16 protein-coding genes are annotated in these 17,413 nt (G+C 43.3%); 7 read left to right on the top strand and 9 right to left on the bottom strand.

Annotated features, from left to right (window positions below; genetic code table 11):
- Nucleotides 1–40 precede the first annotated feature (40 nt).
- The 8 genes from B4A24_RS08375 to B4A24_RS08340 form a co-directional block, all read right to left on the bottom strand.
- Nucleotides 41–1,483 carry a phosphatase PAP2 family protein gene (locus B4A24_RS08375; RefSeq protein ID WP_293944290.1) on the bottom strand — a complete coding sequence of 481 codons (1,443 nt, stop codon included), beginning with the start codon at nucleotides 1,481–1,483 and terminating at the stop codon, nucleotides 41–43.
- Entirely contained in the window at nucleotides 1,465–2,220 is a 756-nt protein-coding gene (locus tag B4A24_RS08370; RefSeq protein ID WP_293944289.1) for an SDR family NAD(P)-dependent oxidoreductase, read from the bottom strand. Before B4A24_RS08370 ends, B4A24_RS08375 begins: the two co-directional genes overlap by 19 nt.
- A 215-nt stretch (nucleotides 2,221–2,435) precedes the next feature.
- Nucleotides 2,436–3,467: a patatin-like phospholipase family protein gene (locus B4A24_RS08365; RefSeq protein ID WP_293944288.1), complete on the bottom strand. Its 1,032-nt coding sequence runs from the start codon at nucleotides 3,465–3,467 to the stop codon at nucleotides 2,436–2,438.
- Complete coding sequence (locus tag B4A24_RS08360) at nucleotides 3,468–4,346, bottom strand: phosphatidate cytidylyltransferase (protein ID WP_293944287.1); 879 nt, start codon at nucleotides 4,344–4,346, stop codon at nucleotides 3,468–3,470. It abuts the gene before it with no gap.
- Nucleotides 4,339–4,944, bottom strand: a complete 606-nt coding sequence (locus B4A24_RS08355) for a CDP-alcohol phosphatidyltransferase family protein (RefSeq protein WP_293944286.1) — start codon at nucleotides 4,942–4,944, stop codon at nucleotides 4,339–4,341. The genes B4A24_RS08360 and B4A24_RS08355 overlap by 8 nt, the downstream gene beginning before the upstream one ends.
- Before the next feature lie 163 nt (nucleotides 4,945–5,107).
- Complete coding sequence (locus B4A24_RS08350; RefSeq protein WP_293944285.1) at nucleotides 5,108–6,583, bottom strand: TPM domain-containing protein; 1,476 nt, start codon at nucleotides 6,581–6,583, stop codon at nucleotides 5,108–5,110.
- Between the two features lie 502 nt (nucleotides 6,584–7,085).
- Nucleotides 7,086–8,408: a gluconate:H+ symporter gene (locus B4A24_RS08345; RefSeq protein WP_293944284.1), complete on the bottom strand. Its 1,323-nt coding sequence runs from the start codon at nucleotides 8,406–8,408 to the stop codon at nucleotides 7,086–7,088.
- Nucleotides 8,409–8,425: 17 nt separating this feature from the next.
- Nucleotides 8,426–9,937 carry a gluconokinase gene (locus B4A24_RS08340; RefSeq protein WP_293944283.1) on the bottom strand — a complete coding sequence of 504 codons (1,512 nt, stop codon included), beginning with the start codon at nucleotides 9,935–9,937 and terminating at the stop codon, nucleotides 8,426–8,428.
- Nucleotides 9,938–9,948: 11 nt separating this feature from the next.
- Here B4A24_RS08340 and B4A24_RS08335 point away from each other — a divergent pair, with 11 nt between their 5' ends.
- Both B4A24_RS08335 and gndA read left to right on the top strand, forming a co-directional pair.
- Entirely contained in the window at nucleotides 9,949–10,131 is a 183-nt protein-coding gene (locus B4A24_RS08335) for a hypothetical protein (RefSeq protein WP_293944282.1), read from the top strand.
- Nucleotides 10,118–11,533: an NADP-dependent phosphogluconate dehydrogenase gene (gene gndA, locus B4A24_RS08330; RefSeq protein ID WP_293944281.1), complete on the top strand. Its 1,416-nt coding sequence runs from the start codon at nucleotides 10,118–10,120 to the stop codon at nucleotides 11,531–11,533. The genes B4A24_RS08335 and gndA overlap by 14 nt, the downstream gene beginning before the upstream one ends.
- A gap of 106 nt (nucleotides 11,534–11,639) precedes the next feature.
- Here the strand turns inward: gndA and B4A24_RS08325 are convergent, their stop codons facing one another.
- Nucleotides 11,640–13,271, bottom strand: a complete 1,632-nt coding sequence (locus B4A24_RS08325) for an ABC-F family ATP-binding cassette domain-containing protein (protein ID WP_293944459.1) — start codon at nucleotides 13,269–13,271, stop codon at nucleotides 11,640–11,642.
- 84 nt (nucleotides 13,272–13,355) lie between these two features.
- On the opposite strand from B4A24_RS08325, the gene trmD reads away from it, so the two are divergent.
- From trmD to trpC, 5 genes are all read left to right on the top strand, one after another.
- On the top strand, nucleotides 13,356–14,033 hold the full coding sequence (trmD, locus tag B4A24_RS08320) for a tRNA (guanosine(37)-N1)-methyltransferase TrmD (RefSeq protein WP_293944280.1): 678 nt from the start codon (nucleotides 13,356–13,358) through the stop codon (nucleotides 14,031–14,033).
- Between the two features lie 256 nt (nucleotides 14,034–14,289).
- A complete protein-coding gene (locus B4A24_RS08315) occupies nucleotides 14,290–15,693 on the top strand; it encodes an anthranilate synthase component I family protein (protein ID WP_293944279.1) in 1,404 nt (467 codons plus the stop codon).
- Complete coding sequence (locus tag B4A24_RS08310; protein WP_293944278.1) at nucleotides 15,690–15,983, top strand: chorismate mutase; 294 nt, start codon at nucleotides 15,690–15,692, stop codon at nucleotides 15,981–15,983. The genes B4A24_RS08315 and B4A24_RS08310 overlap by 4 nt, the downstream gene beginning before the upstream one ends.
- Complete coding sequence (locus B4A24_RS08305) at nucleotides 15,970–16,542, top strand: anthranilate synthase component II (protein WP_293944277.1); 573 nt, start codon at nucleotides 15,970–15,972, stop codon at nucleotides 16,540–16,542. The genes B4A24_RS08310 and B4A24_RS08305 overlap by 14 nt, the downstream gene beginning before the upstream one ends.
- 17 nt (nucleotides 16,543–16,559) lie before the next feature.
- Complete coding sequence (gene trpC / locus B4A24_RS08300; RefSeq protein ID WP_293944276.1) at nucleotides 16,560–17,342, top strand: indole-3-glycerol phosphate synthase TrpC; 783 nt, start codon at nucleotides 16,560–16,562, stop codon at nucleotides 17,340–17,342.
- Nucleotides 17,343–17,413 lie beyond the last annotated feature (71 nt).

The raw sequence follows: 17,413 nt of genomic DNA, 5'->3' as shown, positions 1-17,413 counted from the left end.
TTAGCTATGCTATTAAAGGCAAAGACCAGGCCACCGATTACTATCCCTGTTTGCCACCGTCGATAATTTTCATCAGCCGGATCGCATGATCATGTAACCGCAAATGCCTATTGATCGACCTCACCCGATCAATAGCTTTATTTAAATCTAAAGATAATAATTCCTGTATCATCAGAACAGCAAAAATCATGCTTCGGCTATAACCCATTGTACAATGAATGATCATATTTTCCGGCTCTTCCAATGCACGGTAAGCAGACACAAGGGCGGCTACGATAACACGGGCATCTTGCACATCTATTTCAGCAATATCCAGTAAAGGAAAAGAATGATATTTTTGCATGGAACCTAGCAGTTTTACTTCTTCGAGCTCAGCTGCGAGGTCAAAAACAACTAAATTACGATCCAGTCCCAAGGCTACAAGTTCCGAAGTTTTCAATCTCGGTCCTACATAACAGCGCGGTAATAACTCCATCATCGGCGGATTGTTTCGCTTGCTAAAAAAACGCCAGATCAACCAGTACGCAAATTGGTAAGGCGCATAAAATACTTTCTTTATCAATGGTATCTTTCCCGATCTATCCTTTAAAAATAGCACATTGCCGCGCTGGTAGTTGTAACCAACAGCAAAGCAGACGAAGGCTACCCAAGCACAAACAATCACGGGCAGTACGTTTCTTTCACAGCATAATGCCACTAGTACACATAGCCATCCAATAAGGTAGTAGCTATTCGCTAGCTGCAGATTTCTTTTCGTTTCTTTACGGCCAGACATTAGCGCTGACTGCGTCTGTTTACGATTCTTACTTTCATCATCACTAGCGTTCAACGGGCCAAACTTTCCTCCCGATCCCCTTTGTTGATGATTCCCAATTTCCTCCCTATTCGGAAAGAGCATAAAACTTACCTGAACCAGTATTAGCGCCGTAAGGACATCAATAACATGGTGCTGATATACGGTCAGTGTTCCTACCCCCAACAATAGGAGCCAGACAGCTAAGGCTCTTTTCTTCCATCCGCTGAACTGTCCGCGTAACACAGACCAAAAAAGACAGGCATAAGCCACATGTAAAGATGGCGCCTGATTAAAAGGCGAATCATATTGCTTTAGGAAAGAAAAGAAAATCGCCAGCAGGTGATTTTCGACAATCGGCCTCTCGAAAGAAAACCGCAACGGAAAAAGGAGAAAACACAGCGCTGCAAACAGCGTAATAAATGCAAATCGCTTCGCATAACGCAAAAGCTGCCCCTCTTGCCGGCAGTAAAAGGGTATAATACAAAAAAACAACCCGCTGCTCATATAGGGCAGGATCATCCATGGGATAAAAGGAATGTGCTGTTCAAAATCAAACACAACGGAAGGCACTGCAGCTAAAGTGGAGGCATAGGCTGCGGTCAAGGGATAGGTAAATTGAAAAAGCAACAGGCAGTAGATAGCAACAAGGAGCTTCCTACCCACCCCTTTTAATCGTTTTTCATCCATTTGGCTTTCCTAAACATGATTTTACTTAACAATACATGGGGAAGCATGCCCAAAAATCCCATCAGCCATTTCATACGCTTCGGAAAAATCACGATTTCTTTCTTTTGCTGTATCGCTTTTAAGATTCGCTGTGCTGCCTCATCCACACTGATCAAAAAAGGTTTTTTCGAAAGATCCTGCTGATTAAGTTCACGCAATTTGGTTGTATCCACATAACCCGGCGCAATGACTGTCACGGCAATCCCGTATGGAAGTAATGCCCTCCGATAGGCATCAGCCACCTGGATTGCCGCCCGCTTTGTTTTGCTGTACAAACTTGAATTCGGAAAATCTAAAGTCCCGGAGACGGATGCTATTGTCGCAATCTGCCCTGCAGATTGCCCACGCATGATCTCGCGGGCTACTTCAAAACAATTTAGGGTACCCAGCATATTTGTCCGGAGCATGGCACTTGCCCGTTCATAACTGACCGGCTGGGCCACATCATCGGCATAGCTTCCTGTACAATTGATAAAAAGATCCAGAGCCAGATGATGACAGAAAGATCCAACGGCGTCAGCCAAAGCATCCTGATCACATACATCTACTTCAAACTTGATGAGCCCATTATATTCTGGCTGATTGGTCAACTTTGAAAGATCACGGCCACATACAGCAACTTCAGCACCCTGCCGGAGGTAGCATTGCGCTAATGCTAGACCTATTCCGCTTGTTCCACCTGCAATAAATACTTTCATCTATAAAAAAATAAAGCGATTATGTTATCCGCCGATCGGGTTATCTTATCCAACAAATAAAACTTCAATTTCTCCCACTTCACTCTCCAATAAAACCTGAATAAACCATATATACGGTTCCAAACTCTTCTAAACTTCATCATATAGGTGTCCCATATATGATCTATTAGCCAGCGCTAGGCCTCTTAACGACCATTATCCCAATACATCGTGTATTATCTCATACTGACCTCCAATGTCTTCCAATATCCATAATTCCACTGTGCTTCCATAGCGGTCGCAAATTCATCAAGACTTGCCGGAAGGGACAATGTTATTTCAAATCTACGCCAATCGATGTCTTTTTTGCAATAGTTTCCTTTTAACTGTTCAGCAGCATCAGTCGTATCGATCCATCGAATCCCCTGATATTGCTGATCAATATCCCGCAGGCGTTGATTTCCACTAAAGCCCAATACGGCTCTGACCAAGCTCTCTTCCTGCGGTTTATACGTCTGCTTCCGCTCACAGATAACTTCCGCCGCCAAAGACTGCGCTAGCTCCACAGGTACCAGGTCGATGGCCCCACCAGCATAATATTCCCCATTCCGCTGTATTGGCTCAATATAAAACATATCGGACATGGAAATGCGGACGGCGTCCAATAAGGTTATCTCCGGGTTTATCCCGATAGTTTGGGCAACCGCACTTTGTTTATAATTTTCACCTTGAATCTGGATAGCATCCAGATCTACTTTCGATAGTGCAGTTGCACTTCCCATCAGTACTTTTTGATAGAGCTTTCTCTCGCCTCGTCGCTCTCCAGCTGCCGAGCGTTCAAATAGTATTCTCGACCCAATGATGATCGACGGGATTTCCTCCGAAAACGGGCGATTCAAAGCCGGTAACAAGGATGACAGATCATGTTCCATATGAACCAGATAACGATCAAAAACATCTTCGAGAAAGGGAGCCGGTCTTTTGTCCCATTGCTTTTTTAGCACATACCATCCCAATTTATTCAAGTGACGTTGCCCGGTCAGCTGATGCCTACAGAAGAAGCGATAAAACTCTTCGGATTGAAGATAAGATTTCCGTTCCGCGTCCGTTGCAAAAGCCTGAATAATTGCTGTCGCCAACGATCCGCCACAGGTAGCAATCAGCAGATCGGGTTTTAATCCCAGTTCGTCCAAAGCAGCAAACATGCCCAAATACAGACCAAAACGTGTCCCCCCTCCTGAAAACAATGCTGCCCGTTGATAATTCATTTAATGAGATTTGAGATAAGAGATTTGAGCCATGAGATGCTGGTTTTGCGACACCAGGCAGATCACTCCATAGAAAACAGGTGCATTGAACAGCAAGCTATCTATGCGGTCCAGTAATCCACCATGCCCTGGAATTAATGTACCTGTATCCTTGACCCCTGTCTTGCGTTTTAGAAAGGAGAATAGCACATCACCACAGAAGCCCAAAATACCAAAGAGCAGACCAAGGGCCGAAAAGCAGATAAAATCCCCGAATGGCAAGAACAAATACCCCAAGATATTGCTCAGCATTACCGTCAGCCCAATACCGCCCACACATCCAGCCACAGTTTTGTTTGGACTGATGCGGGGAACGATCTTCCGCTTACCAAAAAATTTACCCATCAGGTATTGAAATACATCATTTAGCTCCGTTAAAACAACAATATAAGCCACAAGCTCCAGCCCCATCAGCGCCCCGTTATTAATTTCTACCGCCCTGATAAAAGCAAGCTGGCTGAAAGCAAGCAGGCAGGCTGCTGCTCCAAAAGTCATTCCGATCGTAGCTACTTTCGCTGTTCTCTGTATCAACCCAAAAAAAAGCCCAATTCCAATGCACAGCAGTCCGGCTAACGATAAATAAGCGCCATATGAACAGCTGTATAAAAGAAAAAGCTGCACGAGGCTAACAACGACGGCAAAAGACAGCGCCTCATTAAATTTAGGGACAAACATCTTCATAAATTCGCGCATCCCCTGAAATGTAAGCCAGGACACAAATAGCAAAGATGTTGTCTGAGGGACAAAAGCAAACGCCAGCACAAGTACAATGTACCCCCAGCTTCTGACGCGGACAGGCACATCGGCAAACTTACCATTTGGATTACTGACTTCATTCATATACCACCAATGCCTTTCTCAATCGCGTTATTGAACTCAACACCAATAATAAACATAACACAGCAAACAGATAGACCGAAATCGCCGTTATCGAAATATGTAATAAGCTCAAAATCCCATATACACCAAGCAGCAGCGCGCGGTCACTTTTCCCCATCGGCCCATCATAACGGCGATCATTGGCGACAACCTTTCCAATCAGCCCACAGAATTCATTGATCACACTCAAAACAATAAAGCCGACCACCAGATATAAACTCTCAGAATGAAATTTCAGCAATGGGAAAAAGATCATGACATCTGACAGGATATCGCCGACTTCATTCAGGACTTCCCCTTTTTTGCTCATTTGATTAAAAAGACGCGCCATCATGCCATCCAGCGCATTGAAAGCCATTCGCATGAATAAACCGATCGGTAGTGCCAAAAATAAAATTGGCATCCGGTCCGCATACCAAAACATCACCGCGATCAGCAAAGACAAGACCACCGAGCCCATGGTAATCTGAGTGGCCGTTATCTTCCTCCGATGTAAGAAGGTCAGAATCGGCATCAATAACTGCTGAAACTTTGGTTTTAATTTATAAACAGAAATCATATATGCACTATGTAACTTATTTTTTTGATTTTTTTTAAAAAAAATTTGCATAGTGTAATAAATACACTATATTTGTGTCATCATAATTTAGGTTTATAATTGGTTATTTAAGGTTTTCATTCTCCCCGTTTGAAAACCTTTTTTTTTGCTCCTAAATCACATATTACCATCTTCCGCCAGCACCACCACCACCTGAAGATCCGCCGCCAAAGCTGCCGCCGCCACTACTGCTTGACCCGCCACCCCCAGAGCTGCTCGATGAGGATCGTACCTTAACAGGTATAGTATGCTCACCATGGGATACACGGTGTCCACAATTTTTACATTTGTCAAACCGTTCCTCCAGCCCTTGCGAACTGTATGTTGCAGAGCGGATCGTCCGCGAAAGCCCTATTTCAAAAGTCCGGTAATGACATTGGGGACAGTCAACATAGCCCACATTTTCATCCCAGGGGATCAGCTTGGTTTCACTGCTGCTTTGATCTACCCAAATTTCATATGACCGGCTGCCAATTTTTTCCTCCAACAGTTGCCCCTTATCCAGATAAGCGCTCTCCCGGGTGGACATCTCATCTTTGTTGATCCGCAACCAGCGACCTGAAGTATCTGGAGGAGTCAACCGGAGCGCATTTTTCCGAATCCGTTTATTTAATCCAAAAAGGTCAAATAATGCCAATGGGCTAAACAATAAAGGAATAAGACCCCAAACACGAAATTTACGCAAAGCTTGCTGGATATTCTCCTCATCCCGATAGGAATTGACAATCTGCGTACGACTCGCATTATATTTCATCGCCAATGTGATACTGCCAAATATAAAAATAAAGTAAGGAAGGTTTTTCCATTGATAAACGACTTCGAAGTTGTTCAATGCAAAAGCACATATAAATACACTCGCAAACATCAACAATCCCATACAACCACAGCCGCTGACCAGTGGCGGAAAATATTTACTTTTTTTGGTAAGCTTTCCCTTGATCGCCCGAGTTACCTCATTCAGCCAGATATAACAGATGGTAAATAACGCCAACACCAATAGAGAATTTCGCATGATAGGACTCCGAAAGCTCCAGATAGGTGTTGCTTCAGGCATTAAGCGTTCCAGCTCAGCCCTGCTGTCGGGCGACATTAGAATGGTTTTTATAAACTGTGAAGCCTCAAGGACTCCTTGGTCATAGTTCCCATCTCTGAAATTAGGCACCAGATACTTCTCACCGATCCGCTTTAAATAGGCATCTGGTAAGGTACTTTCCATCCCATACCCCGTAATAAAACGATATTCCCGCCGGTCTTTGGCAATAAATAACAACAAACCATTATTGCTCTCCTTCTTCCCAATACCCCAGGTATTAAACAGCTTTAGGGCAAATTCGAAGTCGCTGTCACCCACATAGTCATTGACAACAACGATAGCAAATTCACTTTTAGTGGCTGCCTCAATCTGCGTTGACAAGCCATCCAGTTCAGCAACCGTACCTGAAGACAGAATTCCATCGGGATTGGACACAAAATAGTCCTGCCCCCTCTGCTTCGGGCTGGGAATATTATCAACGGTATACTGGGCCAACACCGGAACAGCATTTAAACAGCAGCTTAGCCAAAGTAAAATAAAGATATAGAGTTGATGTGATCTATGCATATTTTAGACAACTAGAACAATAAAATTCGGTTCATTGTCACGATATTAAGAAAAAAAAATCAAACAAAGGTTTCCGTCAAAGAAAAGCCCATAATTGGTTGATTATGGGCCTGTATAATTCAATATTCGTTTGAGCTATTAATGTTATATCCTTGCGGTTACTTCATATAATCGTTTTGTTGAGCTACAGCAACAGTGCGCGGTCCTGTTTTATGTTGTTTGGGGGCCGTTTTATCATGGTACAAAAGCCGATTTAAATGTGGCTGACTTATTCCTTTCCGGTGGTGAATCTAAAACCAAGCAGCCCTCAAAATAAACCATATTTATTTTACAGCAATGGTTAATGGAACGGGTCTTGCGGCAACTTTAAAAATTATCGGAGAAGCAAGTGACTGAGTGAACCCAAGTCCGGAAGATCTTTAAATCTTTCGGGATGATCAAGCAACAAAGGCGAGATTATTAACTCAAGCTGTATGGCAATATGAAACTTTCTCATTTGCTGTCAATGACCAAGCCAGTGTAAAATCAGGACGCCGATCAATCCAATAACAGAAACGAGCGTTTCCATCACCGTCCATGAGCGAAACGTATCCTTCATGCTCATTCCAAAATAAGATTTAAACATCCAAAACCCCGGATCGTTGACGTGTGAGAACATGAGACTGCCTGCTCCCGTCGCTAGCACCATTAATTCAGGAGTAACATTTCCCGCTTGCACAATGGGAAGCATAATGCCCGCTGCCGTGAGTCCAGCAACACTAGCCGAACCGATAACTAGACGAATGATACCGGCTATTAACCATGCCAGCACAAGAGGCGACAAGCTCAAGTCTGCGGTTAGGTCAGCGATGTAGTTCGCTACACCACTATCTACCAAAATTTGCTTGAAGACGCCTGACGCTGCAATGATAAAAAGGATCATCATTATCCCGCGGATTGCTTCTTCCACACTTTCTGACTGCTCCCGCAAACTTTTACCTTGGCGGATACCCATCGTGTACATCGCCACTAGCGATGCAATCATTAAAGCCACCACCGGGTCACCCAAGAAACGTAGTGTCGTCAACCAAGAGGAGCCATCTGGAAATATTAGATGTGCAAATGAACCAAAAGCAATTAAAATTATTGGAAACAACCCCGTAAATATACTAATTGCAAATCCGGGAAGCTCTTTCCTATCTGTTTGATTGTGTTCAGGAAAAAACTCGGCCGGTGGGTTGGTCGGAATACGCTTAAGGGTCCTGCCAAAGAGTGGTCCACCGATAATTATGGCAGGAATTGCCACAACAATGCCATAGGCCATTGTCAAACCTATATCCGCATTGTAGGTAACCGCTATGGCCGTAGCTCCCGGATGCGGTGGCAAATAACCGTGCGTCACGGATAGCGCTGCCAGCAGCGGAATGGCTACGTAAAGCAAAGGCATTTTATTGGAAGCACATACCATAAAAACGAACGGTACTAAGACGATAAAACCGACATTGTAAAATAAGGGAATTCCTACTAAAAAGCCCGTGAGAACCATTGCCCAAGGTAAGTTCTTTCTGCCAAATACAGCCGTTAGTTTCGTTGTAATCTTTTCTGCAGCCCCCCCCTCCGCCATCAATTTACCCAGTAAAGATCCGAAAGCCAACAAAAGTGCCAATTGGCCCATGGTACTGCTCACTCCGGTTTCAACAGATTTAAGGATATCGGCGGCATTCATATTCATTGCAAAACCGACCGCAACAGAGGTTATCAGTAACGAAAAGATCGTGTTTAACCTGACGACAGTGACTAAAAGAAGTAGTAAAGCTACTCCCAAAATAACGATGATTAGAGGCATTAGTAATTTATATCTAGTTAAAACTCACCTTCCAATATGTGGTACAGGCGCTCAAATTTCTGGAAGTTTTTAATATATACAGCGTGATTCTCCGCACTCGGTTTGTAATAGTGCTCCGTATCTTGCGTTCCCTCCGTTTGCATGTTTTTTACGGTAGGCTCTCCCCTCTGTATACCCAATGCTTCCAAGCCTATCAATGCTGCTCCCCATGCAGAGCTTTCTACCGTGTTTTTGGTGAATACAGGTTTATTGAAAATGTCTGCAAGCATTTGCACCAACAACGATGAACGCGCTAAGCCGCCGCTTGCAAAGATCGTATGAATGGGGCCGGTGTTCTCCTCTAATGCGATTCCTACACTGTAAATTGCAAACAACATCCCTTCCATCATGGCCCGTGCAAAGTGCGCCCTGCCATGATGTAGCTGTATTCCAAAATAAACGCCTTTTGCATTGGAATTCCAATGTGGTGCCCGTTCACCGGTTAGATAGGGCAAGAATATCAAACCCTCTGCCCCGGGAACGACGGAGTCGACCAAAGTATTTAATGAGGCAGAAGAATCTCCATCCGTTTCCATTTGGGTAAATTCATGCAAAAAGTTATCTCGAAACCAGTTGCGTAATACACCGCCATTGTTAACCGCGCCGCCAATTATATATTCATTGGGTCTCAGTAGGTAGGTAAATAGCCTTTGTTTTTTTTCTTGATTTGCCTGCGAACTTGCTACGCGAATAGCTCCACTGGTACCGACAGTTACCGAAGCCACCCCAGGACGTATAGCCCCTACCCCGAGATTAGCCAAACAGCCATCGCTACCACCTATAACAAAAGGGGTATCTTCAGGGATGTGCATCAAAGCCGCAATTTCTCGGCTAGGCATATTTAAAATATAATCGACCGGAACTGGCGATGCTAGTTGCCCTTCCGATATGCCCGCCAATCTTAACGCCTGATCAGACCATGTTAGTTGATGTATGTCGAAAAGCCCTGTTGCAGATGCAATGGAATGATCGACCACATAAACTCCAAAGAGCCGGTAAAAAAGAAATTCTTTGATACCGATAAACTTGTGCGACTGAGCAAATAATTTCTGATCGTTAGACTTTATCCACATTAATTTGCAAAGCAAAGACATGGGATGTATTGGTGTACCCGTCTGCTGATAAAGCAGCCTGCCTGCCTCACTTGCCTCCAAAGCAACTGCAATATCCTCGCTTCTGCGATCTGCCCATATCATGCAGTTGCTAAGTGGCATGCCCGCCGAGTCAACAGCGATCAGTCCGTGCATAGCACTGCTCACCGAAATACATACGGGTTTCTGTATCTCGGCACTAGATTGCTTTAAGCTGATCATTACATGCATAATAGACTCAATACATGCCTCATAAACAATCTCCGGATCTTGCTCATACCAGCCTTCCGACGGGTTTAATATGGGATAAGGTATACTATGCTGCGACAAGATGTTACCTTCGTAGTCAAATGCAACAGCTTTCGCAGATGATGTCCCAATGTCTAATCCAATGATCATAAAAAAAATTGATGTTTAGGAGAGTTCAATATACGGATTATCTGTTGGTTTACAACAAAAGATTCAATACCAACGAAGTAATGGGGGCAATAAAAGCGCCTCATAACGATCTGCCGATAATTGTCTTTCATAGTATCAACAAAAATGGTAAATTTCAACTTAGAAAAACGGTATTAAACGATGAGTATAGATAAAATGAATAACTACGATTTTGGAATTGTTGGACTCGGCGTAATGGGACGTAATTTATTGCTGAACATCGCCGACAACGGTTTCGCGGTAGCAGGATTAGACCTTGATCCACAAAAAGCTGAGTCATTGGAAGCTGAAGCAAGTGAAGGACATCGCATCAAAGTGACGACCCAAGTAAAAGAGTTTATAGGGGCTTTGCAACAACCCAGAGCAATTATGCTGTTGGTGCCGGCCGGAAAGCCGGTTGATATGGCGATTGCCAGTCTTGTTCCGCTTTTGGATAAAGGAGATATAATCATCGATGGCGGAAACACGTACTTCGCGGATACAGACAGAAGATTTAATGAGCTTTCCGTGATGGGTATACATTTCTTCGGAATGGGCATATCTGGAGGAGAAAGTGGCGCTCGTCGCGGGCCGAGCTTGATGCCCGGTGGCGACAGAAAGGCATACGAAAGGTTAAGGCCAATATTTGAGGCGGTTTCGGCCAAGGTAGCCGACGAGCCCTGTGTGGAATTTTTAGGCAACGGGTCGGCCGGAAATTATGTAAAGATGGTGCATAACGGTATCGAATATGGTATCATGCAGTTAATTGCAGAGACCTATGACCTGATGAAAAGATTATACGGTTTTGACACCCGAACCATACAACAGACCTTCGAAGAATGGAACAAGGGCGAACTAAACTCGTTCTTGCTTGAGATTACCGCTCAGATTCTGAAGAAAAAAGAAGGTGACCAGTATTTGGTGGACCTGATTTCAGATTGGGCAAAATCAAAAGGAACGGGTAAATGGACTTCGCAAAATGCGATGGATCTACAGGTGCCGGTGCCGGTGATTGATGCAGCGGTCAATATGCGCGATATGTCCAAATACAAACCCGAACGTTTGGAGGCTGCAAAATTACTTCATTGGGATGGACAAGCTGTTGATCTCCCCGCAACAACGCTCATCGCTCGCTTAAAAGATGCATTGTACTTTGTGATCATCACGGCCTATGCGCAAGGTTTGGCACAACTTACTGTTGCATCGGAAAGCTACGGCTACGAGCTAGATTTACAGGTGGTAACCAAAGTTTGGCGAGGCGGCTGCATTATTCGTGCGGCTTTGCTCGAGGATTTTAGAAAAGCCTATGCGGCTAATCCGGACTTGCGCAATATCCTACTCGATAACACCATTGCCCAAAAGTTGCTGAACACGCAGGCCAGCCTTCGCGAGGTATTGAAAGATGCTATCGCAAACGGGATACCCGTACTCGGATACCTAAACGCACTCTCTTATTTTGATGCCTACCGATCGGAAAAATTACCTACAAATATTATCCAAGCACAACGAGACTATTTTGGCGCACATACCTATGAACGTATTGATCAGGAAGGTATCTTTTACACTCTTTGGGATTAAGGGACGAAAGCTTGAAGATTCGATTTTAATCTTCGTTTAAAACATAAAAAAGCCGCTTTTTTATAACTGAGCCTCCTATCGGGTTTACACTCCATTGATTTAGATGCTATCGCTCAATATCCTTCAAACTGCTCATTTTCTTATATTCCAGGAATCCTTTGATATCCTCAAAATGCTCACGGACACGTTTATTTCCAAACTCGAATACTTTCTCCGCTAAGCCGTCCAAGAAGTCACGGTCATGTGAAACAAGGATCAATGTACCATCAAAATCCTTTAAGGCATCTTTGATAATATCCTTGGTCTTCATGTCCAAATGGTTGGTAGGCTCATCGAGGATCAATACATTCACCGGTTCCAAAAGAAGTTTTATCATGGCCAGACGAGTTCGCTCTCCACCGGATAATACCTTAACCTTTTTGGTCGTGTCATCACCGCTGAACATAAAAGCCCCCAAAAGATCTTTCATTTTTACCCGTACATCGCCCACCGCAATCTGGTCGATGGTATCAAAAACAGTCAGTTCACCGTCAAGCAATGCCGCCTGATTTTGGGCAAAGTACCCGATCTTGGCATTATGACCTACCTTTAGCGTTCCTTCAAAATCTATTTCACCCATAATCGCTTTGATCATGGTTGATTTACCCTCTCCATTTTTACCGACAAAGGCAACTTTTTCGCCACGTTCAATGACCATATTGGCTTTTTGGAATACGACATGTTCATCATAGGCTTTGGTAAGATCCTCCACAATCACAGGATATTGACCCGAGCGAGGTGAAGGTGGAAATTTCAGGCGCAAGGCCGAAGTATCCACTTCGTCAATTTCGATAACCTCTAATTTCTCCAACATCTTTACGCGCGATTGTACCTGTAAGGTCTTGGAATAAGTACCTCTGAAGCGATCAATGAATTCCTGATTGTCAGCAATAAAACGCTGCTGTTCCTCATAAGCCTTCAATTGATGCTGACGTCTTTCCTGACGCAGTTCCAAATAGTGGCTATACTTAGCTCGATAGTCATAAATACGACCCATCGTCACCTCAATGGTACGGTTGGTGATATTATCGACAAATGCCCTATCGTGTGAAATAACAATAACTGCTTTGGCCGAATTGACCAAGAAATCCTCCAGCCATTGGATACTCTCGATATCCATGTGGTTGGTAGGCTCATCCAGCAAAATCAGATCCGGCTTTTTCAATAATATCTTGGCCAGCTCGATACGCATGCGCCATCCTCCGGAAAACTCTGAGGTCTGTCTGGTAAAATCAGAACGCTCGAAGCCGAGCCCCTTCAATACCTTTTCTACTTCCGCGTCGTAATTGACCTCCTCGATCGAATAAAACTTCTCGCTCAATTCAGACACGCGTTCGATCAATTGCATGTAATCGTCCGATTCGTAATCCGTACGGATATTCAACTGCTCGTTCAGACGCTCCAATTCATCCCGCATCCCATAAACCTCCTCAAAAGCTTTGGATGTCTCCTCAAAAACCGTTACATGGTCCTGTGTCAGCAAATGTTGTGGTAGGTATGCAATGACCGCATCTTTAGGGCCAGCGACATTCCCCGTCGTAGGCTTACCCACCCCGGCTATAATTTTCAGCAAGGTAGATTTACCCGCACCGTTCTTACCCATCAATGCAATCTTATCATTCTCATTGATGGAGAATGATACATCCGAAAAAAGAGTTGTTCCCCCAAAGGAAACAGAAATATTATTTACGTCAATCACTGTATGTACACTTAAATTTGCCACAAAGATAAGCGAATCAATCTTATAAATAGACAATGGAGCATTTTTGTGTATCTTTGTGCCATGCGTTTTGATATTATTACGGTCTTACCAGACCTTTTGGAAAGTCCATTTGCACACTCTATTTTGCAACGTGCAAAAAATAAAGGCCTCGCGGAGATATATGTACACAATTTAAGAGATTACTCAACTAATAAGCACAAAAGTGTAGACGATTACCCCTATGGCGGTGGCTCCGGTATGGTGCTCCAGATCGAACCCTTCGCCAAGTGCATCGAACAATTGCAGGCTGAACGGGTATACGATGAAATCATCTATATGACTCCCGATGGTGAAACTTTTAATCAGGATATCGCAAACGGGCTCTCGACAAAGGGTAACATGATGATTCTCTGCGGTCACTACAAAGGCATAGACCAGCGCATCAGGGATATCTACGTGACAAAGGAAATCTCGGTAGGTGATTATGTGTTATCTGGCGGTGAACTTCCAGCAGCAATTGTTACAGACGCAATCATCCGCCTGATCCCCGGAGTTTTATCCGATGAGACCTCTGCACTTTCGGATTCTTTTCAAGATGGTTTATTGGATGCACCGATCTATACGCGCCCCGCAGACTGGAAAGGGCACAAAGTACCCGATATTCTGCTCAGCGGACACGAAGCAAATATCGCTACCTGGAAGCATGAACAACAGTTGAAAAGAACGCAGGAAAGACGCCCAGATTTATTAAATGATTAAGAAATATGGGGAATTTTTGTTTTTTTATCACAAAAAGTTTGCTTATTTATTTTTTTTTATAAATTTGTGTAATAATGACACGAAGATATACAAATACAAATTGGTGGTGGCCTGAAGCAATAAGCATCGGGAACTAATTGGTATTGTCAAAATATTTCATAATCAACCAAAACCATTTATGGAAATTCCAAACCCGATGCTAGACAGTATCGGGTTTTTTTATGTATAAAATTAGCACAGCGAAGAAAAGAATAAAATGAAGTATAAATTCAAAACACAGAGCAGAAAGTTGCTCGCCGACACAACAACACCGGTGAGTATTTATCTTCGGTTACGGGATATCTTTCCAAATTCACTGCTATTGGAAAGTTCGGACTACCACAGTCGTGACAATAACATCAGTTATATCTGTTGCCAGCCTATTGCAGGTATTCAGCTCGATGAGCGGGAACTAACCTTAACCTATCCCGGAAAAGAACGGATTGTCAAAAATGCACATGAAATTGACTTGCGCCAGGAGGTTTCAGATTTTCGGAATTCTTTTGAAGATTCAACGATCGCCGAACTGAATTTAACCTCCAATGGTCTATTCGGTTACTTTACATTTGACTGCATTGAGCATTTTGAGGATATCAAGCTGACCACAGCTGCCGATCCGGCGCGGAAAATTCCATTTATGCAATATCACGTCTATAAGTACGTGATTGCCATTGACCATTTTCGTAACCAGCTTTATATCTTTGAACACCTTTTGGAAGATGAAGAGTCGGAACTGGAACGTATGCAATTCCTGATCCAGAACAAAAACTTTCCGGAGTATACATTTAAATTAGCCGGTGAAGAACGTTCCAATCGGACGGATGAGGAGCACCGTCAATTGGTAAAAAAAATGAAGGAACATATTCAACGTGGTGACGTCTTTCAGATTGTTCCTTCCCGCGGATTCAGAACACCTTTCTCGGGAGACGAATTTAATGTCTATCGTGCATTGCGCTCCATCAACCCTTCGCCTTACCTATTCTATTTTGATTATGGTGATTTTAAATTATTCGGATCATCGCCCGAGGCGCAGTTGCGCATCCACGGCAAACAGGCGACTATCTTCCCGATCGCCGGAACCTTCAAAAGAACCGGAAACATGGAAGAAGACCAAAAAATTGCCTCAAAATTGAAGCAAGATCCAAAAGAGACATCCGAACATGTGATGTTGGTAGACCTTGCCCGGAATGATCTGAGCAGACACTGTACCCAGGTTAAAGTGGAATCGTATATGGAACCACAATATTATTCCCATATCATCCACCTGGTATCGAAAGTAACTGGCGTCCTGAAGGACAATATCAACCCCTTCGACATTGTAGGGGATACTTACCCTGCCGGAACATTGTCCGGAGCACCAAAACATATGGCCCTGACGCTCATTGATCGTTATGAGGGATTGCAACGTTCTTTCTACTCTGGAGCAATCGGTTTTATGGGTTTCAATGGCGATTTCAATCATGCCATCATGATCCGCTCATTCCTGAGCAAACAAAATACCCTGCATTATCAGGCGGGCGGCGGAATTGTACTGGATTCCGATCCGGAAATGGAACTTCAGGAAGTCAATAATAAAATAGCTGCTTTGCGAAAAGCGTTACAATTAGCAGAAACGTTATGATAAGACCATTAGAATACTGTGTCAATACCCAACATATCAATGTTTCGATCGACACCATTGACAACCGCATCGTTGAACTGTTAGCCTTACGGAAAACATATCTCAATAAGGCGAAAACATTGCGTGATCATACAGATGCTGAGCAACATATTGTTAAAAATATCGGCAGCAATCAGGCAACACTGGCCAAGAAATTCGATCTGCCGGTTGAGTTTGTGCAAGCTATATTTCAGGAAATAGATAATTACTTTAATCAGGACTATACAACAAGAGGTTATGAGCAACAATAAAATCGTTGTCATCGACAATTACGATTCATTCACCTATAATTTGGTTCATTTGCTCCAGGAGTTGGGACAAGACTACGTGGTGTTGAGAAATGATAAATTCAAACTGGAAGAGCTGGAAGCTTTTGATAAGATCCTTCTTTCCCCTGGCCCCGGGATTCCTGAGGAGGCTGGTTTATTGCTTGATGTGATCCGTACCTATGCTCCGCACAAAAGTATATTGGGGATTTGTTTAGGCCAGCAGGCGATCGCCGAAGTATTTGGCGGTACCTTATTTAATATGGAAAAGCCCTTGCATGGTGTCGCAACAAGTATTATTGTAACGGATGAATCCGAAAAGTTATTTCGGGATTTCCCAAAAGACTCCAAAATAGGTCGCTACCATTCATGGGCGGTGAATAAAGATACATTGCCAAATACACTTAAAGTTACGGCTGTGGATGAAAATGGCATCATCATGGCACTGACGCATAGGGAGTATGATGTGCGTGGAATGCAGTTCCATCCGGAATCAGTACTCACAACAAATGGAAAAAAATTAATTGAAAACTGGTTATCCTAACATCTCAATACTCAAAAATGACTATACTCGATAAAATCATTGAACGAAAAAGAATAGAGGTTGAAAAGGCCAAAGCTTTGGTTCCTTCCGAAGATCTGTTGAACTACCCCTATTTTAGCGTAGCCTGTCTCTCCTTGCGCGAATCGATATTAGATCCTGAAAAGACAGGAATTATTGCTGAATATAAACGTGCATCACCATCAAAAGGAGATATCAACAGTACCGCAAAAGTCGAAGATGTCGTCAGGGCCTATGAAGAAGCTGGTGCTTCAGCAGTCTCTGTTCTAACGGACGCTGATTTCTTCAAGGGCAATCTTGAAGATCTTTCCAAAGCAAGGGAAGCAATTAATATCCCTATTCTGCGCAAAGAATTTATTGTTGACAAATATCAGATAACGGAGGCTAAAGCCTATGGTGCAGATGTTATTCTCTTGATAGCGGCTTGCCTCACAAGGGAAGAAGTTCAGGAATTTGCGGCATATGCCCATCAGATCGGACTCAATGTATTACTTGAAGTACATAATGAACAAGAACTTTTGGATAATCTTTTTGACGACATTGATGCCATTGGTGTCAATAACAGAAACCTAAAAGATTTCACTGTAGATCTACAACATTCCTATGATCTCTTGGGTAAGATTCCATCCGAATATATTAAAGTCTCCGAAAGTGGCATCTCGGACCCCAAAACCATTAAGGCGCTAAAAGCTGCAGGTTTTCAAAGCTTTTTAATCGGTGAAAACTTTATGAAAACTGCTGATCCGGGTAAAGCAATCAAAGATTTTGTTAGAGCATTATAAATTCAATTAGCGGAATAAGTTGATATAGAGAGCTGTTACAACAATATTTGTTTTAATATCAATTTTGTACC

Source organism: Sphingobacterium sp. UBA7249 (genome assembly GCF_002472835.1).
GTDB classification, from domain to species: domain Bacteria; phylum Bacteroidota; class Bacteroidia; order Sphingobacteriales; family Sphingobacteriaceae; genus Sphingobacterium; species Sphingobacterium prati.
Note: the sequence above shows the minus strand (reverse complement) of the source record. Positions and strands in the feature narration are given on the sequence as shown.